The sequence below is a fragment of the Legionella sp. W10-070 genome (assembly GCF_900640175.1).
In the GTDB taxonomy this organism is placed as follows: Bacteria; Pseudomonadota; Gammaproteobacteria; order Legionellales; family Legionellaceae; genus Tatlockia.
In genome coordinates, this window is sequence record NZ_CAAAJC010000004.1 from 106,020 (window position 1) to 127,819 (window position 21,800).

Genomic DNA, 21,800 nt, shown 5'->3' on the forward strand with positions numbered 1-21,800 from the left:
TCCAATTTTATTCGCTAATTACTGGTAATTAGCGTTATAATTGGCAAATTAAAACGATTGATATTAGTCATCCCTATGAGAAAATCGGCATACTTCTGGCGTAAAGGCTTATGGGCATTATTTAGCCTTTTTTTCCTGGTTATCGTTGCTGTTAGTTTGCTTTATCTTTATCTTGAAAGCCAATTGCCTAATGTAGAATCACTCAAGACAGTTCGTCTGCAAGTGCCCTTACGTATTTACACCCAGGATGGCTTACTCATTCAAGAGTATGGTGAAAAGAGACGAATACCGCTTACTTATGAGGAAATTCCCCAAACCCTTGTTCATGCCATTTTAGCAACTGAAGATCAGCGTTTTTTTGACCATCCAGGAGTGGATATTTTAGGTTTGGGAAGAGCCACTGTCCGCATGCTGCAAACAGGGACCAAATCCCAGGGTGGCAGCACTATTACGATGCAGGTGGCGAGGAATTTCTTTCTAAGCCGCAAAAAAACCTTTTTACGCAAATTTAATGAAATCTTGCTTGCCATTAAAATCGATCGCGAATTGAGCAAAGAAAAAATTCTTGAACTTTATCTTAATAAAATTTATTTAGGAAACCGAGCTTATGGAGTGGGAGCAGCAGCCGAGGTTTATTATGGTAAGCCACTGAAAGAATTGGATTTGGCTGAACTGGCAATGATTGCAGGCTTACCTCAGGCACCGTCTACTCAGAACCCTATTGCTAATCCTCTTGCTGCAAAAAAACGTCGTGACCATGTATTGGAACGGCTGCTAGAGGAAAAATACATCACTGAAAAACAATGCCAGGAAGCAGTGAGTCAACCCATTACTGCAAAATACCACGGTACTAATATTGAAGTCAGTGCCCCCTATGTAGCAGAAATGATCCGCCAGTCACTTTATGATCATTTTGGCCCTAAAGCGTATACCAAGGGCTATAAAGTTTATACAACGGTAAAAGGCTCCCTTCAGCTAACCGCTAACAAAGTAGTGACCGAAGCTCTCCTTGCCTATGATCGCCGACACGGCTATAGGGGGCCTATCGCCAAGATAACCGGAGTAAACAGCCAATCCCCCGACTCACTTCATAAATTACTGGCGCAATATCCAGTTATCGGTAGACTTGAACCAGCTGTAATCCTGACAGTAGGTGACAAGGAAGCAATGGCAGCCACACGTCATGGACGTCATTTTACTATTCCCTGGGAAGGATTATCCTGGGCAAGACCCGCCCTCAAACACGGCTGGATGGGTAAAAGCCCTGTCAATGCTGCCCAGGTTGTAGCCGTTGGCGATATTGTTTATGTTTATAATGACAGTAATAAGTGGCAGCTGTCGCAAATACCGCAGGTGGAGGCGGCGTTAGTTGCCTTAAACCCTAATAACGGGGCACTGGAAGCCCTGGTTGGTGGATTTAATTTTCAAAAAAGCAAATTCAATCGGGCTACTCAATCAGAACGGCAGCCAGGATCCAGTTTTAAACCTTTCATTTATGCTGCTGCATTAAATAAAGGCTATACGCTTGCCACGCTGGTAAATGATGCACCGGTTGTTGTAGATGATCCCAGTCAGGCAAATTTATGGCGTCCTCATAATGTAAACCTTACTTTCAACGGACCTACCCGTCTTAAAGATGCCCTGGTACATTCAAGAAATCTGGTTTCCATTCGAGTCCTGGATGATATTGGTTTTGATTATGCCATTGATTTCCTTACACGTTTTGGCTTCCGTAAAGAAAAACTGCCCCGCGCCCTATCGCTAGCTTTAGGCAGTTTGTCTATAAGCCCCATGGAATTAACTGCGGCTTATGCTGTTTTTGCAAACGGCGGCTTCAAGATAGAACCTTATCTAATCGATCATATTACCGATAATAATGGCAAAATACTTCTGCAGGCAAAACCTTCAATTGTCTGTAATGATTGTGATTCCAATAAAACAGATCCTTCAACGCTTGCCCCTCGAGTACTTCCTGCCGATGTGGCTTTCCTGATGAATTCAACATTAAGAGATGTCGTACAACACGGTACCGCTCGCGCAGCGAAAGTGTTAAACCGTCAGGATCTGGCTGGTAAAACAGGAACTACTAATGATCAGGTGGATGCCTGGTTTGCAGGCTTTAATCCTGACTTGGTTGTCACCACCTGGGTTGGCTACGACAACCCTCAATCCTTACATGAATATGCTGCTGGCCTTGCTTTGCCCATGTGGATAGAGTTTATGAAAAGTGCGCTGGTCAATATACCGGAAAAAGAGATACAACAACCTGTTAACATCGTTGCTGTAAGGATAGATCCAGCAACCGGTTTATTGGCCAAGAATAATCAAGCTAATGCAATTATTGAATACTTCAGGGAGCACGAAATTCCTGGTATGGAGGAATCCTCTAATCCAGAGAGCGCAGTTGATGACGTCGAACCTCAGGAGAATTTATTTTAGCCCACCCTATAGAACTGTAACAACTCAGGTGGGTAATTTAGAATCTGGGGTCTTACTGATTAGCGTGGTCAAATCACACTGTCGTAGCTTGTATGAGTGCCAGAAGAATCTCATCAGGTTACGATAAGGCAAAGACAAATAAAATAGTCGAAAAATTAGCATAAATGCATCAACATCCAGTCCCTACTAATCAAATGCAAAGCCTATCAGCTGTTTGTCTTGAAGTATTCGAGCAGCTTATTAATACTTGGGTAATTCACAACCGTTGCATCAGATATCTGGTAACCTTGGGTTAAATGCTCCTGAAGACGGTTTTCTAATTCCAGAGCCATCAAAGAATCCAAACCAAATTCAGCAAAATGTTTGTCATCGTCAATCTGTGCTACATCAATATTTAGTAAATCACTCAGCTCGCGACGAATAACCTCTCGCATTTGGCAAAGCGATTCATTTGAAATACCGGATACACGAGAATCCTGCTCAGAGCTACCGCTAGCATCCTCTTTTTGCCACCACAAAACAGCGTTAATCTGCTGTGTTTCCAGCATGTTTTTTATCACTCTTCGCCTGATTTTACCGCTTGTTGTTTTGGGAATACTCTGTTGTTTTAATAAAACAATATGCTGCACTGCCAGAGAATGATCCGTCAATATAGCAAATTGGATAGCACTTATAACGGCAGAATATTCACTTTCAGGGCATCTTTTATTTATTTCTACAACAATTGCCAACTGTTCCTGCCTTCCATTCCAGATACTTACTGCTGCACAAGCATGATTTCTCAATGCTGCATGTGTTCCTTCCACACTGTGTTCAAGATCCTGTGGGTAATAATTTTTACCGTGAATAATAATTAATTCTTTGCTTCTTCCCATCACAAATAGTTGCTGCTGATGTATGAAACCCAAATCACCCGTACGCAAATACACCAGCTCTTCGCCCTTAATTTTTGCATGGAAAGACGAAGCAGTTTCCTGTGACTGGCTCCAATATCCTTGAGCCACGCTTTCTCCAGAAAACCAAATTTCTCCAACTTCATCGTCATGGCAACACACCTGCGTTTGTGGGTTGACGACAGCAATACCGGAGTGAATTTTTCCACTACTTACCAAGCAAGCACTGTTTTCGCTTTCATGAGGCAGTAGCACTATCTGCTGTTGTCGCAAAGCATTTTTATCGCAAAACAACGTAGTGACTCCATGCTGACCACAAATCATTAATGTAGCTTCTGCCATACCATAACAAGGTAAAAACATCTCTTTCCTGAAACCACAGGATGCAAAAGCCTGCGTAAAATTATCCAATACTCTGACACTAATTGGCTCAGCACCATTCAAAAAATAACGCATGGAGCTTAAATCAAGTTCTTGCCGAACCTCTGGACTGATCCTTTTTACACAAAGATCATAAGCAAAATTTGGGGCGCTTGTTATAGTTCCAGAATATTTTTGGATTGCCCTTAACCAGCTCGCTGGATTACGTAAAAAGGTACCGGGTGCAAGAAGGTAAATAGGGAACGATGCAAAAACAGGAAAAAAAATACCACCGACCAAGCCCATATCATGATATGGCGGAAGCCAGCAAACCCCTACCGTATTGGGAAAATCACCATAACATCGGCTTATAAAATCCAGGTTACTCAGCAAATTACGATGATTGACCATTACTCCTTTGGGATTCCCCGTAGAACCAGATGTGTATTGTAAAAAAGCAATTTGCTGATCAGCAAGTGCAATTTTACGGAATTGATTGGCATATTCGTCACGAACCAAATCTGTATTTAGCCACCGGAACAAAGAAAAATCCCAATCACCACTTTCTGATTCAACACGGAGAAACTGTGTATTCAATACCGTCAAAAATGAATCATCCTTCAGAGCATCTACAGTGGAAAGCCGGGTAATTTGGCGGACAATCTCACCTGTGGACAGCACCAATTTTGGCGAAGAATTACTAAGAATAGCCGCAAACTTCGCTAATAATTTTTTTTCTGTTGGTGGAAAAACAGGGACAGCAATTGTTCCTGAATAAAAACAAGCAAAAAAAGCAGTAACAAAATCCAAACCTGGCGGATAGATAAGAATAACCGGGTCACCAGACGTACAGTGTTGCTGGATTTTTGCAGCGATAGCTCGAGCACGTTTCGCCAAAGCTCTGTAACTCATCTGCTGTTCTACTGTAACATTTGAGTTTAAAAAAAACAGCATCTCCTCGTCGCCTGACTCAGCACGTCTATCGAGTAATTCAGCCATATCCCGCAGAGCGAATTCACTGGCCATATATACTTCTCCTCCACCAGTCAAAGCTGCAGGCGTTGCATGACTGCACCAAATGCAGCCAGAGTAGTCTCCACATCCTGCATGCTATGCGCTGCGGTTGCGACAAGGCGAAACAAGATTGTACCTTGAGGCACTACCGGCGCAGTAACCGCTGTCACAAAAATTTGATACTCATCACGCAGGAGGCACAACATGCGTTTGGCCAAATCGGCATCACCACCGTGCACATAAACGGGAGTTATTGGTGAACAGGTTTCCCCAATATTGAGATCCAACGCACGTAATCCCTCCTGCAATGCTTGGGTAATTGCCCACAGATGCATGCGTCGATCCTGAGCGCCAGCAATAAGGTCTGTTGCCACATCAATCGCGCTGATCAGTACTAAGGGATGCGCTTTAGAAAAAACTGCTGGGCGTGAATTAAGACGTAAGTAGGAAATAATGTCTTTATTGCCACTGACAAAGCCACCAATAGATACAAATGCCTTGGCAAATGTACTGAAATAGAGATCAATTTTATCCTGAACTGCAAAATACTCGCCACAACCAAGACCACTCTCTCCCATTACCCCTAGACCATGCGCATCATCCAGGAAAAGACGAGCACCATATTTCTCCTTAAGATGACAAATTTCAGGCAAATTCGCCAGGTCACCACGCATCCCAAATACACCTTCAGTAACGATAAGAATTCCGCCTTGATTTTCATCATAGGAAATTTTGAGTTGTCGTTCCAAATCCTGCATGTCATTGTGTTTGAATGGGCGTATTTTGGCACCATGACGGCCTTTTGCTAAAAAAGCGCCATCGATCATGCAAGCATGACTGTATTGATCAATCACTATCGTATCGCCCCTGCCTACCAACTGCGCAATACATCCCATAACGCCTAAGTATCCAGCAATAAATAAGAGTGATTCTTCTTTTTGAGTCAAAAGAGCAAGTTTTTGCTCAAGAGCCATATGCGCCGGGGTATTACCCGACATCAGGCGCGCCCCCATCGGCGCAGTGATACCAGAATGCTCCATTGTTTGCATTGCCGCATTCTGGATGTCAGGATGTTGTGCTAAACCCAAATAATCGTTGATAGTCCATACAATCATTGGTTTTTCATTGAAACTCATGTGTGGACCAGTTGAGCCGGATAAAACAGGGCTTAGGAAGTAGTTATTGTCCTCTGCACCGTGCTCTGCAAAATTTCCTCTTTCGGGACGACACTTGTCGAACACATCTCGTGAAATATTGCTCATAATCAATCCAATTGCCAATCATTTAATTGATTATAGTAAGCTATCCTTTATTTTCCATTCTAAGTCCCTTTATAACCTCGTCCTCTAGGTTCTGTGCACTTATCAACTATCTTGGCAAAAAAACCTTGATTTTTCTGCGCTCCGATGCTCACATACTTCTATGTATGCTCCGCTTCGGTCCTCGCCAATCAAGGCTTTTTGACTCAAGCTAGCGATAAGCGCACAGAACCTAGTACAACGTTTCACTGAATCTGTCCAGTTTGTCATTCTCGCGCAGGCGGAAATCTATCTCTCAGGTGAAGTGAGGAGCTAAATTGGGCTATGGATTCCCGCCTGCGCGGGAATGACAGTGTAAGACAGAATCAGTGAAACGTTGTACTAGAGCGTGTTCCCATTTTGTTTTCCGGCTGCAAATTGGCCACCACATATAACAATCAATTTAACTTGCTAATGCTTCTGCAGCATCTACAAAATCATAACCTAATTCACGTGCCACTGCTTCATAGGTGATCATGCCTTTATGCACATTTAAACCATTTAGCAAATGGCCATCACTTAGTAACGCTAATTTTACCCCTTTGGTTACCATGCTCAAAATGAACGGTAAGGTAGCATTGTTTAATGCAAAAGTTGAGGTGCGGGGAACGGCTCCAGGCATGTTCGCAACGCAGTAATGGACAACGTTATCGATCACATAAGTTGGTTCATGGTGCGTCGTAGCCCGGCTTGTCTCAAAACAACCGCCTTGATCAATGGCTACATCAACTACAACAGAACCAGGGCGCATCGCTTTGAGCATCGAGCGTGATACCAGTTTTGGTGCAGCAGCACCTGGGACAAGAACTGCGCCGATAACCAAATCAGCTTCGGTCACATATTGCTCCAGCGATTCAACAGTCGCGTAGATAGTATTGAGCTTTGAACCAAATTGAAAATCGAGCTCCCTTAAACGGGACAATGACTTGTCAATCACAGTAACGCGAGCCTCCATCCCCATTGCCATACGCACTGCGTTACTACCGACGACCCCGCCTCCAATAACCACTACATTCGCAGAGGCAACACCTGGTACACCGCCTAGCAAAACGCCACTCCCTCCTTGAGCCATCTCGAGGCAATGAGCTCCTGCCTGAATAGACATGCGGCCAGCAACTTGCGACATAGGAGTTAATAAAGGCAAGCCGCCATCATTTTGTGTGACAGTTTCATAGGCAACAGCTGTTGCTCCGGATTCTTTTAACAACCGGGTTTGCTGGGCATCTGGAGCCAGATGCAAATAAGTAAAGAGTGTTTGTCCTTCACGTAAGCGTTTGCATTCGATAGGTTGTGGTTCTTTGACTTTTACTATCAGTTCCGCTCGCTCAAAAACATCATCTGCTGATTTTACAATCTCAGCACCTGCAGCCTGGTACTGTTCATCACTAATGCCAATCCCCAAACCAGCACCTGTTTCTACTATTACATCATTACCTGTCCTTACAATTTCCCGCACACTTGCAGGGACAAGACCCACACGGTTTTCCTGGGATTTAATTTCTTTTGGCACACCTACTAACATGATATTTTCCTTACTCAGCTTAAATAATTGCTCCCTGGACGGAAGCCTTATATTTATTCGTCACCTTTATTGGCAAACTGTGTGAAATCCATATTTAACATGGTAATTAAAATTACTTTTTTCCTATGTTTTTCACACATTGCAAAGAGATGAGAATTATCTATCGTCCTGATTTAAGGATCTAAATATTACCCTTCAATTCCTTGATAAGTTGTGGTATCAATTCAAACAAATCCCCTACCAAACCATATGTTGCAATCTGAAAAATCGGAGCATCCTCATCTTTGTTAATGGCAACTATTACCTTGGAATCTTTCATTCCGGCCAAGTGCTGAACGGCACCAGAAATACCTAAAGCAATATAAAGCGCGGGAGCAACCACTTTACCCGTCTGACCAACCTGATAATCATTTGGCACAAAGCCTGCGTCTACCGCCGCCCTTGAAGCACCCACCGCCGCACCCAACACGTCAGCCAGCTCTTCTACCAGTTTGAATTTTTCAGCGCTTTGTAATCCTCTCCCTCCAGAAACCACAATACTTGCGCTGCCCAAATCAGGGCGTGTTGAATGACTCAATTCATGTTTAATAAATTGAGTATTTTTTTCTTCTATTTCCTTCTCGATGCGTTCTATACAGCAGGGATTCTGTGTCTCATAAGTACCATCAAATGCTGTGGAACGTATGGTTAGAACTTTTATACTATCGAGGGCTTTTACTGTTTCTATTGCATTGCCAGCGTAAATAGGATGCTCAAACGTATCTTTATCAATAATGCGGCTGACATCTGATATCTGTGCTACATCCAATTTGGCAGCAATGCGCGGCAGTAAATTTTTACCAAACGTGGAGGCAGGTGCCAGAATAGCAGAAAATGGGTTAGCAATAGATACCACTAATTCGCCTATGTTTTCTGCGAATTGGTGCTCATAGCAAGGATGATCTACCAGCCATACTGCTTGCGCCCCAGCCATGGCAGCAGCCTCTTCGGCAACAGCCTGACATTGATAGCCAACTACCAATAAAACCGGATTTTTTTCTAATTGCATAGCCGCTGTAAATGTACTGCGTGTAGCTGGATGCATCTGTTTGTTATTATGTTCAACGATTACTAAAGTGCTCATGCTTTCTCCTTATTAAAGCACTTTGGCTTCATGTTTTAGTTTATCAATCAATTCATTTACAGATTCGAGTCTGACCCCTCCAGCCCGTGATGGCGGTGCAGTGACGGAAATGACCTGAGTATGCTCATTCAAATCAAGTCCCATCGTTTCATAATCTTTAATGGCCAGGGGCTTGCGTTTGGCTTTCATAATATTTGGCAAACTGGCATAACGTGGTTCATTTAAGCGTAAGTCAGTGCTGACAACGGCTGGTAATTTCATCGCAAGCGTTTCCAGACCGCCATCAATTTCCCGAATCACTTCGATTGTTTCACCCTCAACAGTCAGTTTCGACGCAAAGGTTGCTTGTGGCCAATTCAATAAAGCGGCAAGCATTTGAGGAGTTTGATTATTATCACCATCGATAGATTGCTTTCCCATTAACACTAATGCTGGCTGCTCTTCCACAACGATTTTTTCCAGGATCCTGGCGATATTGAGGCTGCAGAATTTTTTATCCGTACGAATTAAAATACCTCTATCAGCACCAAGTGCCAATGCATGACGCAGTGTTTCCTGACTGGCATCTGGCCCTATAGAAACGGCTATCACCTCTGTGGCAATTTTTTTCTCCAGCAGGCGTACAGCTTCCTCAATGGCTATTTCGTCAAAAGGATTCATCGACATTTTGATATTTTGTGTTTCTACACCACTATTGTCTGATTTAACCCGAACCTTAACATAGGGGTCTATCACTCGCTTCACTGCAACCAAAATTTTCATAAGTCCTCGCTGGAATATCAATCATTCAGCATCTTGCCAGAGATACCGCCTTAAGTTCAAGTCAGTTTTATCATTAATCGCCATACATGACAAAAAATCGGTCATGCCTGCGAACGCGGGCAACCATCTCTGATTTAGCACTGAAAAAAGGGGAGGTAACTCGCTGACAAACAATAAAAATCATATAATTCCGCTCGCCAAAAGCAACCGTAGGTACTGTCTTTAAAAGCAAGCTAAATTTCATTGAAAGGCTGCTTATTTTTAAAACAGCATCTACGCTTGCTGAAACTGGACGTTAATTTAATTCTTCCAGATAGGCACAAAAATCCTCGCCTATCTCAGGATGACGCATCCCCAATTCAACAGTCGCCTGTAAATAACCTAATTTAGACCCGCAATCATAACGTTTTCCATGAAACTGATAAGCTTGGACCTTCTCTTCTGCGAGTAGCTTTTGGATGCCATCCGTTAGCTGAATTTCGCCACGCTGATCGGGAACTGTTTTTTTCAGGCAGGAAAAAATGGCGGGAGTAAAAATATAGCGCCCCACAGCGGCAAGATTTGAAGGAGCCAATTCCCTTTTGGGCTTCTCTATCATAGCCAGTATGGTTGAATAATTTTCGCCAGCATCTACAAGACGAACAACCCCATACTGAGGCACATCATTCCAGGGTACTGGCTGGACAGCAATGAGCGATAACCTATCCTTTTTAAAATGCGCTGTCATTGCTGAAAGACAGGGCATTCTTGAATCATCAATTAAGTCATCGGCTAATAAAACAGCGAAAGGGTCTTCCCCAATAACATGTTCAGCACATAACACGGCATGTCCAAGACCCAAGGGTTGATTCTGTCTGACATAAGTAAACTGGATCCCGGGAGGAGACACACTTCGTACCACTTCCAGCAGTTTAGTTTTACCTTGTTCCTCCAGGCGCATTTCCAGCTCGAAATGGTTGTCGAAATGATCCTCGATAGAGCGTTTGCTTGAACTTGTAATAAAAATCATGTGGGTAATACCAGCACGCACCGCCTCTTCCACCGCGTATTGAATTAACGGCTTATCTACAATGGGCAGCATTTCCTTAGGGTTGGCTTTAGTCGCCGGCAGGAATCGAGAACCTAAACCTGCTACTGGAAAAACAGCTTTCTTTACTTGCATCGTTAGCTCCTGACTGATGCTATTTTTGAATTAGCGGACGCCCCACCGAATAATACCAGGGTAACTGGGCGGCAGCTACTTGTGTCAAATCAAAACAGTTACGACCATCTATTAGGGGCGCATTGCCTAACTTGTCCTTTAAGTAATTTAAACAAAAATTTTTAAACTCTGACCATTCGGTCATAATGACCAAGGCATCCAATTGTTCATCGAGAACGGCCTTTGCCGAATCACACCAGCAGATAGCTGCATTCTCAGGCAATATTTTCTTTGCAGCCGACATTGCTGCAGGATCAAATAATCTTAATTGCACACCAGATGCTAACAGGGCTTTGATTGCTACCAAACTACTGGCCTCACGTAAATCATCCGTATCTGGTTTAAATGACAGTCCCCAGATACCAATTGTCAACCCTTGAAGTTCATGGGCAAAATGGCTGGATAATTGCTTGAAAACCCAATTTTTTTGTATCTCGTTGATTTCACCGATCGCTTCCCACAGGTTAGTGTTTATATTCAACGACCTTGACGTCTGGATTAAAGCACGAACGTCCTTGGGGAAACAAGAGCCGCCATAACCAATGCCAGCATATAAGAAATGAGGCCCTATGCGATGATCCAGCGCAATCCCCTGGCGAATCTCATCAATATTAGCCCCCAGTTGCTCAGCAAGCTGACTGATCTGATTTATGAAACTAATCTTGCAGGCGAGCAGGGCATTTGCGGAATATTTGGCAAGCTCTGCCGAACGACGGCTCATGGTCAGCAGTGGAATACCTTTTTCAACCAACGGTTGATAAACCAACTTTAGGGTTGCTAATGCTCTTTCTTCACCACCAATGATTATCCTGTCAGCGTTCAGGAAATCATAAATTGCAGTCCCCTCACGCAAAAACTCTGGATTGGAGGCAACTGTTATAGTGATTTTTTTGCCATAATGAGCAAGTTCTTTATCCATTTGAGCCTGGATCCTATCGCCGGTGCCTACAGGAACGGTTGATTTGGTGACTAAAATCCCATCCTTTTCTGCTTCTTTTGCTATCCGGGACACCACAGCAAATACCTGAGATAAATCCGCCTGGCCGTCGGCAAGGCCAGGGGTCCCCGTTGCAATGAGATGAACCGTGGCCGTTTTTATTGCCTCTGCCAAATTATTCGTAAATTCAAGTCGATGACTCTGGCGTTGTTCTTGTAGCAGCTCGGGGAGTTGCTTTTCATGAATAGGGCATTCTCCTGCTATAAGTCTGGCAATCTTCTCCTCATCAACATCAGCGCAAATTACCTGATGACCAAGTTTTGCAAAACCTACCGCTGACACCAGACCGACATAACCCGCACCATAGACAGCAATAATCATAATCATCTCAAAAATCAGAATGATTGCATTATCAGCAAATTATTAAATAATGCAAATTCATTTATACTTTGACTAATCAACAACTAGACAATTTCTGTGTAGCCCACAGCAAGCGACATCCTTTCCTCAGGGTTGTCTGATTTAAGCAGTAACTGCAGGATATCCCGCGCGGTTTGAATTGCTCTTTGCGTGCCGCTGCCTTCAGTATTAATTGCTTTATCATCTGCAAGCCCTTCTATAATTTCCTGAGCTTTCTCCAGCTTGACAGCAATCCCCTCATTAGAATTGGCATCCAATTGGCAAAGTGAATCCAGGGCTTTTTTAATCGCCTGCATTTTGGTATTTCCCAAACGCCAATGGATAAACCACTGCTGTCCCAGCTCTTCTAACTTTGACTCCAACGGCCTTGCAGCAAGTTTTAATTCAAAAGATTTAAAAGGTAAACCCCCTAATAAATTCTGGGGAGCCAGCATTAATGCCCTGCATTCTTCTGGTTTGCTTTCATTACTGGCTGCTTTTTCAGAAGATGCAACCAGCAGTTTATAAATTCCTTCACCGGTATCGATTGTTAAATTCATCGCTCCCTTTACCATTAAAAGATTAAGTTCTGTAAGACGGGCAAGAAGCGCCATTATTGCATTTGAAATAGTATTACTAAACAAGCTGACAACATGACCAATCATCTGACAGTGGGAAGAGCCAGACTGCTCAAGCCATTTTCCTCCTTTGGATAAAACAAAGGTCACTGCATAGAGTAAGGCTAACTCTTCCAGAAAAAATCCAATACAATAACCTGTAGTTAAGTAAGGCATTACATTAATGATTTTTTTTGTCCACACCCCGGGAACTCTCTCTTCAACAGTTTGATGGTAGGCAGTGGAGGTTTGCAGCATAGCGAGAACACTCTCCAGTAAAGCACGTTGAGTAAATGTTTTTGCATATCCCTTCCTCTTTTCCAACTCGGCAATGAGCACATCCATTGTTGAAATACCTTCAAACTCAGACTTATAGAAATTATGATTTTCAGGATGCTTTAATTTATCAGCGCACAAGCCCACCAAATGAAAGCAGCTGCCACGCTCAATTGAACCCTCGCTTAATACATATTGGAGCCATTTATTTTCAGGAAGGCTCCCCGAATATTTATCTGGATGAAAAAGCAATTGTAGCTTTTTCATTTGAGCATCTATGGCTGACTCCTGTAATCCATTTTGTGAGAGATATTGGCTGATTAGACCAATCAAAGATGCTTCAATTTTTTGCCTGTCATTGAGAGTAAGTTCCCTTTTGTTTTCGTAGCTACACTTCTCTTCATCATAGTCAGCATACTCTTTAATCAATATTGCTAATTCTTCCTTAAACTTCGTCATTATCAGCTCCCTGCTTTAGACTCTTTGAATGGTTGGCGATCTTGCTCGCTAAATAGATTAAAGCAAGACAGAAAAAAATCCAATAGATGGATATCTGGGCTAGGTAAGATTAATAACAGCTTTAGTCCTACTATTCTCAGCTTGATGAAAAATAATAGATAAGCGATAATTTCCTAATTAGCCAGTGCTTTTATCTATGGGATCTCACCTGACCAAATCGGAAAATTATTGGCTCAAGCACCCGGCCATAAGCCTGTTTCTTTTTTCCACACTCGTCTTGCTGACGCGCATTTTTTTACGAGATCAAACCCTCTTAACGGACGAAGCCGAGCAGATGATCATGGCGCAGCATTTACTTCCTGGCTATCCAGGCCAACCTCCCCTATACACCTGGCTTCAGTATATTTTTTTTAAATTTTTCGGTGTCGGTTTGTTAAGTTTAGCATTGTTAAAATGCAGCTTGATACTAGGCTGTCTTTATGTATTTTATTTAATTTGCAAACTTCATTGTCAAAATAACCGCTTAACCTGGTGTGCTGTCCTCTCCTGGGTGCTGATTCCTTCAATTAGTCTTGATCTTATCAAGGATAATACCCATTCAATTTTGGCATTACTGGCAGCGTGCCTGACCTGGTATTGGTTTGTTGCACCCCATCAGTTATCAAAGTTCTTCTGGCACCTGGTTCTAGGCGCCATTATCGGCATGGGTTTCCTTACGAAGTTTAATTACCTATTGTTCTTTATTATTTTCCTAACCAGCGTTCTTTTAATAAGAGAATACCGTAACAAATTAATCAATTCTTATCTATTTTTAACTCTGTTTATTGCGATTGGAATTGCCAGTCCTTATATTCTATGGCTTCTCGATCATCATCTTATTGGCTTATCAAGTGCCTACAAGTTAAAACCTGCCGATAGTGGGGTATGGCAAGGCCTTGTTAGTTTAATCAAAGCAAGTTTATTCTTTGCCGCTCCCGCTATTCTTTTAACTGTCCTCTTCTTTCCTTTACCTAATCCTATTTTCAGGCCAATCAAATTAGAGAATAAACTTCTTTTATATTATCATCTGTTGAGTTTGCCTTTGCTTGCGTTCGCCATGATAGCAGCAAGCTTTTATGTGTTTGAAACACGCTGGTTAATACCGATTTTATTCTTATGCCCGGCTCTTTACTTTAGCCAGATTAGTTATCAGGATAAATGGCAGACAAGAGCATCATTTTTTATTAAATTATGCCTTGGCATACAGTGCCTACTACTGGCCTTATTAATTTATATTAGCCATGCTGATCGCTACAAAAGCAAACATATTCTCTTTAACCAGCTTGTGCAGTCCATTAAAAAGGAGCAAAAAAATCCAGGTTATATTGCGTCTGATTCTTACTGGCTTTTAGGTAACCTTATGGCAACATTGTCTTTTAAAAATGCCTGGTTAGTCCATCCGCAAAATTTATCCTTGCCAGCAGATGAAACACTCCTTGTCTGGCAAACTATCCAACTCCCTTTTTGGGTAAAGCATTTCTCTCAATCGTATACAGTCGAGAAATTAAAATGGATCAAAAATGCCGATAACAGGATAGTTGCAGGATACACTTATGCCGTTCCTGTGAAGCATCAGAACTAATATTTATTTTTCAATGATAAGGAATAAAATGTGGTCAAACCAATACGCCTTTATGGGGAGGTCAATTAAATCCAATTATTCCATATTTTATGGTGTGTCCCAAGTTGGCGGAAAGAATAAACATTAAATTTGATAATGCTAAACAAATAATAAATAGATATTTAGATTTTTTTAAACCTGATTTTAAGTTGAAGCAGGCTCAGCCCTTGCAGGTAAGCTTGGTTTTAATTCAAAAAGAATTTTACAGCCAAGCCAAATTGTGGAGTTTGATAGGATGAAACTCCAAGGATCAGGTTTATCTACTAAAGTTCCCAGTTTCAAAAAAGGAATCGGCGTCAAGGACTTCTCCTCACCAGGCTCCTCCGTTCTTGACCCCGACTCCGCTTGATTTAATTACTCACTGGAAATGAGCTCACATTTTGTTGAGCGTCAAATTTGTCAAGTCCTTCTTTTACATGTTTCTCAACAAGATTTTTTCTTCTATCAGCAAAAATTCCAGGTTTAACTGGAGCAAATATTCCATTAGTTTCATTCCTTAATCGCTGCTCTTCTAGTTCCCTCGGAGTAGGAGTAGGAGTAGGAGTAGGAGTAGGAGTAGGAGTAGGAGTAGGAGTATCTTTAAATTTCTGCATTCTTTTATTCCTCAGTGATCATAAAAAAATCAAAAAGTATACACTAAACTCGCTTTAAATCAAGCGGGATTGGGAAAATTGATTTTCCAGAAGAGAACTCACCAATTTCATTTGAACAATTTAAAGAGGCTTATGAGAAGCAAGCATTATCGGGGGACGTTTCTCAGAAATATAGCTACGAATATTACAAGTTTTTTTAAGACTCCAATGAAGGATAAACTTGATAATAATCGAATAAGTAGCATAGAAGAAGTTCAAAGGTATGCGGATGCTAATCCAGGCAGTCATACTGCCAAGGTATACTCATCTCTAATTAAAGAGAAGGAAGTAGTTAAAGAGTATTCTGTAAAATTCTAAGCGTTACCTCAATGCAAGCCTGCCTGTCGATTATCGTAAGATTATAGAGGCAATCAACCCTTGGACAAGCTTTGCTCAGCCCTGTTTAATCGCGTCATACGGGCCGATCTTTCTCGTTGAATAAGGTATAAATTACGGGCATAAATAAATACGCCGGTAGATTGGCCTAAAATAAATACCGGATCTTGTTTGTAAATGGAGTAGATTAACAAAGTGACCCCACCGAGCAAACTTAAATACCAGAAAGCCACAGGAATAATGCTTTTTTTCTCTTTTTCACTTACCAGCCACTGGACTATAAAACGGGCGGAAAAAATTCCTTGCCCCAATAAACCAATAGCGAGCCAAAAATATTCATGATTCATAACTGGAGACCTCCGGTGCACAAGGGCGTCTTAATAACCAACGCACACCAATTAAATCATATATGCCAACAAATAGTCGATTCATGACACCATACTTGGAAACTCCATGCTTCCTTGGCCGATGGTTTACGGGAACGATAGCAAGCTTATACCCGGCCCGCTTAAATAAAGCAGGTAAAAATCGATGCAAATGATTAAAATGCGGTAAAGCCAGGAATGCTTCCCGAGGGAACAATTTTAAACTGCAGCCCGTGTCAGGGCATTGGTCATCAAGCAGTCGTTGGCGAATGCCATTGCCAATACGCGAAGAAAGTATCCGCAAAGCATTGTCATCTCTTTTCTTACGAATCCCCAATACTACAGTTTGTGAATCATGCCTCTGTTGAAAAAGACGCGGAATGTCATTGGGGTCATTCTGACCATCCCCATCCATAGTCACCAGCATAGAATATTGTGCAACCCGCGCGCCACTTACCAGTCCTGCACTTTGACCATAATTTTTTTTATGACAAACTACCCGTAGATTACCATAAGTCTCTGCTAATAATTTCAAGCGCTCCCTGGTACCGTCTGAGCTTCCATCATCAACAAAAATAACTTCGTAAATAAAGTTTTCTGCAGGAAGAGCAGCAACAATTTCCTTATACAGGCTCTCAACATTTTCGACTTCATTAAAAACAGGAATAATGATTGACACATCCAACTGATTTTTTAACGACATTTTAATCCTATAGAAATCAAGCTATCTTATTATACTGCATGCGCCCATGCAGGTGCCAGCCAAGATTTACGACGTAAAAAACAAAGTAGAATACCAACTTCCAGCAAAGTAAGGTAACCGGCTGCCATTATATCGCTCAGGTAATGGTGGGTAAGTAACACCCTTGACAAAGCAACTGTCAACCCGGTTAATATAAAAGCATAACAATAACGCGGGAAAAGGATGCTTAATCCAAATACAACCCCCATAATGGTTGTTGTATGGCCTGAAGGGAAAGACCAGAACGGTGCTTTTGTTTGCAAGCCATAAAAACCATAGAAATGGTTTTCAAACAACAACGCGGGTCGTGCGCGGCCAAAAATTATCTTCAAGAAGCCACATACTATCCCCGGTATTGAAACACACATAAACAAAAACCAGGCTCTGGCTTCCCACTCCTGATTTTGGCGAATGTAACGAAAAAATAGGGCAAGCAAGAAAAAGCTCGGTATATAAATTACACCCAAACCTAATTTGGTTATCCAGCTTATCAATGGGAAACTGCTTCTTAAATCAACGCTATAAAAAAACTCAGCCAGCGGCACATCAAGGTATAAAAAAGAAAGTATAACCAAAGTTACATAAACCAGCATAACACCAGGCTTGGTCATTAATGCCAGCAAGCGCTCAAAAGGCGACATCTATAATCTCCTGTTTTGTTCAACTAAAAAAAGCTCCACCCAGCGTCCTTTGGTATAGTTATATCCTTTTGCCCGAGCTTTAACGGAAAAATCAAGCCCATCCCTTGCCCATTCATTTATAATGGAAGACTCTATCAGGGCTAAACGGGTTGCATCCGTTTTAATTGTCTGTTCAGCGGTAGAACTATCGCTAAACTCAACAATTCTGGTATTGAGATTAAACACAAGGCTTGGCTCTGAAAATCCAACAGCCATTAACGGCTTATCTTCTGAAATTTGGTGTTGATCAATCAATCGGGCAATTGTATCAGATAGCCATATCGGTTTAATACCCGGCAACAGAACCGCAAAAATTAAAGGATAGGCAACCAGCGCTGTCATTATTACAGCAATACTCGCACGATAATAATTAGCATGCCAGGAAAAATAGACAGAAACGACCGTCATAACCGTTAAACTGACTAAAAGCACCAGACTGACCAGAGGAGTCTCCTGGGTAACCAGATAAGGAATCACCACCAGGCTAATTGCTAATCCGATTGATAGAACTCCCCACATCAACTGTAAAAAACGCAGCCACTTACCCGGTAAAACTGCTTTATCAGCCTTCTCTATAGCCAAAGCACAAAGTAAGGCAATCGCCGGAAAAACGGGCAACACATACTGGGGTAATTTGGTTGGCATTATTTCAAAGAAAAACCAGGTAGGAAGCAGCCAGGCTAATAGAAATTTAACGCTCTGAGTATGGCGATTATAAAAAGCATATACGCCCCCCTGCCATAAAAATAATGAAGCAGGCCAAAACGTTAAGGGTAAAATAGCAAGGTGGAAGAATGGTGGTTTGCCATGGGACTCATGGCCGCCTTGTAGTTTTGGCAACAGATCCTTATGGAGCATTTGCATTAGGTAATTGCTATTTTCCGCAGCATTAACCATAAACAGCCAGCCTAAGGTAATGACGATGAAGAATAAAAGCCCCTGATAGATGCGAAGCCCCCGAAGCCATTTTACTTGTTTTTCAATACAGCAAAGACTTACTACAGTTAACACGCCAACCAAGGGAGTCACCCCTTTTAACACCATGCCGTAAGCCATTGCCAACCAGAAGCACACAGCCCATCCCCAATGCACTGGCTCATTGTTAATACCTTTTTTATAACAGAACCATAAAGCACCCTGCATTAATAAGACCGATGATAGAAGTGAGGCATCTATCACCGCCATGTGCGCTTCAACCAGCAACAACAATGCGGTAGCAAACAACCCCGATGCCAACAAAGCAGACCGTTGGGTTATAAAACATCGAGAAAAGAAATAAAGCAGCAGCACAGAAAACAACGCACCCAATACCGAAGGAATGCGATAAGGCCAAATATTATTTGCATCCGGATTACTCAATAAACCCACACTTGCCGCTTGCAACCAATTAATGCCTGGCGGCTTCTGAAAGCGGGTTTTATCCTGAAAACGGATTTGAAAATACTCGCCAGTCTGCAACATTTGACGGGTGGCCTGGGCAAAATGCGCTTCATCCCTGTCTATTACCGGCAAATTTGCAATCCCTGGAACAAAAAATAATAAGGAAAGAATGCCTAAAATTAGATAATGTGGTAATTTATACAACGCTATGGCCTAAAACAAATGTAAGATGATATCTAAGCTTGATTGGAAATTCCACCCTTAATCACCCTGCGACAGGAATAATGATCGGATTTAAGAAAAAGATTAGAAAACGAGTTTTAAAGCTACCTATTCAGCAGTGAACGAGTCCTGCAGGCTTAAAGAGAAATTACGTGGTTTCTAGGTTCTGTGAACCAATTTTTTCGCAAAGCGAAAATGTGGATAATTGAGTACCATGGTGTCTTTGAATGAGGCGAATAGCTGGCTCTATTTAACGAATTCAAAGACACCATGGTGCCAATTAGCCGCATTTGCAGCTGTGAAAATTTTTGTTCACGGAACCTAAGCTGTCTATTCGGCAGTGAACCCTGTAGGGCGTGTTTACAATTCATTCCCACAACCTACGTGCCGCGACTTGTTCGCGGCATCCAGGCGATCTAAATCAACGGCAAATTTCTTCATATAGATCACGCCATTGCGGATTTAGACCCTCAATCACATTTAATTTCCACTGCCTACACCAATTTTTGAACCGCTTTTCACGATGAGCGGCCTCTACATAAGTTGCATGTACCTCATAATAGACCAGGTTGTGTACATTGTACCTGGCTGTAAATCCTGGAATCATGTTATTTTTATGCTCCCAGACGCGCTTAATTAAATCAGACGTTGAACCCGCGTATAATGTGCCATTACGCTTGCTTGCCATAATATAGACATAAAATGCTTTCATTTCCATTCCTTGTTAGAGCGTTGGACTCAGCGTAATGTTATCACTTAAGAAGCACTGATTACATGGGTAACCAACGATATGAGCAGGCCATTGCCAGCATTGTTATAAATCCGATGTTGTAGCATGATCTCCTTTAGCTTTGACCAAAGCTCGTCATTGAGCATCAGTCTAGCCATAGCAAACTCGTTTTTATTTTGATGTTAGAATCGTCATATTATGAGTTTGCTCTTATCAATCAATTAGACAGGTAAGTTAATCAAGTTCATCTTTAATTTGACCATCTTCTGGATGCCGCGAACAAGTCGCGGCACGTAGACCGTGGGAATGAATTGTAAACACGCCTTAGAAAACGAAGTTTAAAGCTGCCTATGCGGCAGTGAACAAGTAAACATGCCGTTGTAACGCTCAGGGATTTTTCTAAGCTGCCTATGCGGCAGTGAACCCCCAGTATTCTAATTCCATGGGTTTTCGCCTTTTCTAAGCTGCCTATGCGGCAGTGAACATCGGATTGCGAATGAGCGGCTCATTGGCAATTTTCTAAGCTGCCTATGCGGCAGTGAACGAAGGGCATGTATCATTAAGAGCGGACACGAACTTTCTAAGCTGCCTATGCGGCAGTGAACTTTGCGCATCAGTAAGCCTTACAAACGGCATATTTCTAAGCTGCCTATTCGGCAGTGAACATTGGCTGCGCGTCTTTCAGATGAATGTTGATGTTTCTAAGCTGCCTATTCGGCAGTGAACGAAAGTGAGCCTGAAAATAGTCATGTGAAGCATTTCTAAGCTGCCTATTCGGCAGTGAACAAGTCAAACAGGATTCGCTTACATTCCTCACTTTTCTAAGCTGCCTATTCGGCAGTGAACGGCGCGTTTTCCCAGGCGCTCCATTTCCAGCATTTCTAAGCTGCCTATTCGGCAGTGAACCAAAATTACACGCTTAACGACGACACGGTAATTTTCTAAGCTGCCTATTCGGCAGTGAACTCATAAGCCTCATTTTTTGAGTATTGACCATATTTCTAAGCTGCCTATTCGGCAGTGAACCTTGGCGGTTAACGACAGGATAGACATTACAGTTTCTAAGCTGCCTATTCGGCAGTGAACAAACTTTCGATTTTTCGAATTTTGCTCATCGATTTCTAAGCTGCCTATTCGGCAGTGAACAACATGGAAGCGCTGCAAGAAAGACTTGAGCATTTCTAAGCTGCCTATTCGGCAGTGAACTATAGAATATACCTGTCAGCTTTATTCCAAAATTTCTAAGCTGCCTATTCGGCAGTGAACAAAAGCAAGTATTAGCTCTGGAGCTGGCTTTGTTTCTAAGCTGCCTATTCGGCAGTGAACACCGCAAACAGGTTCTTTTGAAATTTCGGTGTTTTCTAAGCTGCCTATTCGGCAGTGAACGCCGCGACCAAAGACTTCTGAGTTTACTTTCTTTTCTAAGCTGCCTATTCGGCAGTGAACTGTATCAGATTGCGTTTCAGTGTTCGGTAATTTTTCTAAGCTGCCTATTCGGCAGTGAACTTAGACGAAGGCTTAACGTATTTCCAGCCTGGTTTCTAAGCTGCCTATTCGGCAGTGAACATACTTGCCGAAAGCGTCTAAATTTATCGAGTTTTCTAAGCTGCCTATTCGGCAGTGAACAGGCTGTTTTGGGAAGATGGCAGACAATGCAATTTCTAAGCTGCCTATTCGGCAGTGAACGCGGTTTCTTCGAGCTGCTCTTCTTTTCGTATTTTCTAAGCTGCCTATTCGGCAGTGAACTTAGTCC

Annotated in this window: 17 protein-coding genes, 1 pseudogene and 1 CRISPR repeat array; of the genes and pseudogenes, 2 read left to right on the forward strand and 16 right to left on the reverse strand. The window is 42.3% G+C overall.

Features of this window, described 5'->3' with window-relative positions; genetic code table 11:
* Positions 1-75: 75 nt before the first annotated feature.
* Positions 76-2,439: a penicillin-binding protein 1A gene (locus tag E1O65_RS02875; RefSeq protein ID WP_133132094.1), complete on the forward strand. Its 2,364-nt coding sequence runs from the start codon at positions 76-78 to the stop codon at positions 2,437-2,439.
* A 206-nt stretch (positions 2,440-2,645) separates the two neighbouring features.
* Here the strand turns inward: E1O65_RS02875 and E1O65_RS02880 are convergent, their stop codons facing one another.
* The 9 genes from E1O65_RS02880 to E1O65_RS02915 form a co-directional block, all read right to left on the reverse strand.
* A complete protein-coding gene (locus tag E1O65_RS02880; protein ID WP_133132095.1) occupies positions 2,646-4,718 on the reverse strand; it encodes an AMP-binding protein in 2,073 nt (690 codons plus the stop codon).
* A 20-nt stretch (positions 4,719-4,738) separates the two neighbouring features.
* On the reverse strand, positions 4,739-5,968 hold the full coding sequence (locus tag E1O65_RS02885) for an aminotransferase class I/II-fold pyridoxal phosphate-dependent enzyme (protein ID WP_133132096.1): 1,230 nt from the start codon (positions 5,966-5,968) through the stop codon (positions 4,739-4,741).
* A 439-nt stretch (positions 5,969-6,407) separates the two neighbouring features.
* Complete coding sequence (gene ald, locus E1O65_RS02890) at positions 6,408-7,526, reverse strand: alanine dehydrogenase (protein WP_133132097.1); 1,119 nt, start codon at positions 7,524-7,526, stop codon at positions 6,408-6,410.
* A gap of 181 nt (positions 7,527-7,707) precedes the next feature.
* Positions 7,708-8,649 carry an FAD-binding protein gene (locus E1O65_RS02895; RefSeq protein WP_133132098.1) on the reverse strand — a complete coding sequence of 314 codons (942 nt, stop codon included), beginning with the start codon at positions 8,647-8,649 and terminating at the stop codon, positions 7,708-7,710.
* Positions 8,650-8,661: 12 nt separating this feature from the next.
* Positions 8,662-9,411, reverse strand: coding sequence for an electron transfer flavoprotein subunit beta/FixA family protein (locus tag E1O65_RS02900; protein ID WP_133132099.1), 750 nt, complete (start codon positions 9,409-9,411; stop codon positions 8,662-8,664).
* Between the two features lie 73 nt (positions 9,412-9,484).
* The gene (locus tag E1O65_RS12525; RefSeq protein WP_165474882.1) at positions 9,485-9,655 is read right to left on the reverse strand and encodes a hypothetical protein; all 171 of its coding nucleotides are present in this window, start codon (positions 9,653-9,655) and stop codon (positions 9,485-9,487) included.
* Between the two features lie 51 nt (positions 9,656-9,706).
* On the reverse strand, positions 9,707-10,573 hold the full coding sequence (gene galU / locus E1O65_RS02905) for a UTP--glucose-1-phosphate uridylyltransferase GalU (protein ID WP_133132100.1): 867 nt from the start codon (positions 10,571-10,573) through the stop codon (positions 9,707-9,709).
* 19 nt (positions 10,574-10,592) lie between these two features.
* Positions 10,593-11,930: a UDP-glucose/GDP-mannose dehydrogenase family protein gene (locus tag E1O65_RS02910; protein ID WP_165474883.1), complete on the reverse strand. Its 1,338-nt coding sequence runs from the start codon at positions 11,928-11,930 to the stop codon at positions 10,593-10,595.
* A gap of 83 nt (positions 11,931-12,013) precedes the next feature.
* Positions 12,014-13,300: a hypothetical protein gene (locus E1O65_RS02915; protein ID WP_133132102.1), complete on the reverse strand. Its 1,287-nt coding sequence runs from the start codon at positions 13,298-13,300 to the stop codon at positions 12,014-12,016.
* Between the two features lie 340 nt (positions 13,301-13,640).
* Between E1O65_RS02915 and E1O65_RS02920 the strand changes: the two genes are divergently transcribed.
* Positions 13,641-14,921 (forward strand): glycosyltransferase family 39 protein, encoded by a 1,281-nt coding sequence (locus tag E1O65_RS02920; protein ID WP_165474884.1) that lies wholly within the window; start codon positions 13,641-13,643, stop codon positions 14,919-14,921.
* A 389-nt stretch (positions 14,922-15,310) separates the two neighbouring features.
* Here the strand turns inward: E1O65_RS02920 and E1O65_RS02925 are convergent, their stop codons facing one another.
* From E1O65_RS02925 to E1O65_RS02955, 7 genes and pseudogenes are all read right to left on the reverse strand, one after another.
* A complete protein-coding gene (locus E1O65_RS02925; RefSeq protein WP_133132104.1) occupies positions 15,311-15,553 on the reverse strand; it encodes a hypothetical protein in 243 nt (80 codons plus the stop codon).
* A 410-nt stretch (positions 15,554-15,963) separates the two neighbouring features.
* Positions 15,964-16,275 carry a lipid-A-disaccharide synthase N-terminal domain-containing protein gene (locus E1O65_RS02930; protein WP_133132105.1) on the reverse strand — a complete coding sequence of 104 codons (312 nt, stop codon included), beginning with the start codon at positions 16,273-16,275 and terminating at the stop codon, positions 15,964-15,966.
* Positions 16,265-16,996, reverse strand: a complete 732-nt coding sequence (locus tag E1O65_RS02935; RefSeq protein ID WP_133132106.1) for a glycosyltransferase family 2 protein — start codon at positions 16,994-16,996, stop codon at positions 16,265-16,267. Before E1O65_RS02935 ends, E1O65_RS02930 begins: the two co-directional genes overlap by 11 nt.
* A 29-nt stretch (positions 16,997-17,025) precedes the next feature.
* Complete coding sequence (locus E1O65_RS02940) at positions 17,026-17,676, reverse strand: phosphatase PAP2 family protein (RefSeq protein WP_133132107.1); 651 nt, start codon at positions 17,674-17,676, stop codon at positions 17,026-17,028.
* A complete protein-coding gene (locus tag E1O65_RS02945) occupies positions 17,677-19,299 on the reverse strand; it encodes a glycosyltransferase family 39 protein (protein WP_133132108.1) in 1,623 nt (540 codons plus the stop codon).
* A 439-nt stretch (positions 19,300-19,738) separates the two neighbouring features.
* Positions 19,739-20,029, reverse strand: a complete 291-nt coding sequence (locus tag E1O65_RS02950; RefSeq protein WP_133132109.1) for a GIY-YIG nuclease family protein — start codon at positions 20,027-20,029, stop codon at positions 19,739-19,741.
* 101 nt (positions 20,030-20,130) lie between these two features.
* A pseudogene (locus E1O65_RS02955) lies at positions 20,131-20,205 on the reverse strand (IS5/IS1182 family transposase); the annotation flags it as partial.
* A 178-nt stretch (positions 20,206-20,383) separates the two neighbouring features.
* Positions 20,384-21,793: a CRISPR direct-repeat array (repeat unit 28 nt; unit sequence TTTCTAAGCTGCCTATTCGGCAGTGAAC).
* The last annotated feature ends 7 nt before the right edge of the window (positions 21,794-21,800 follow it).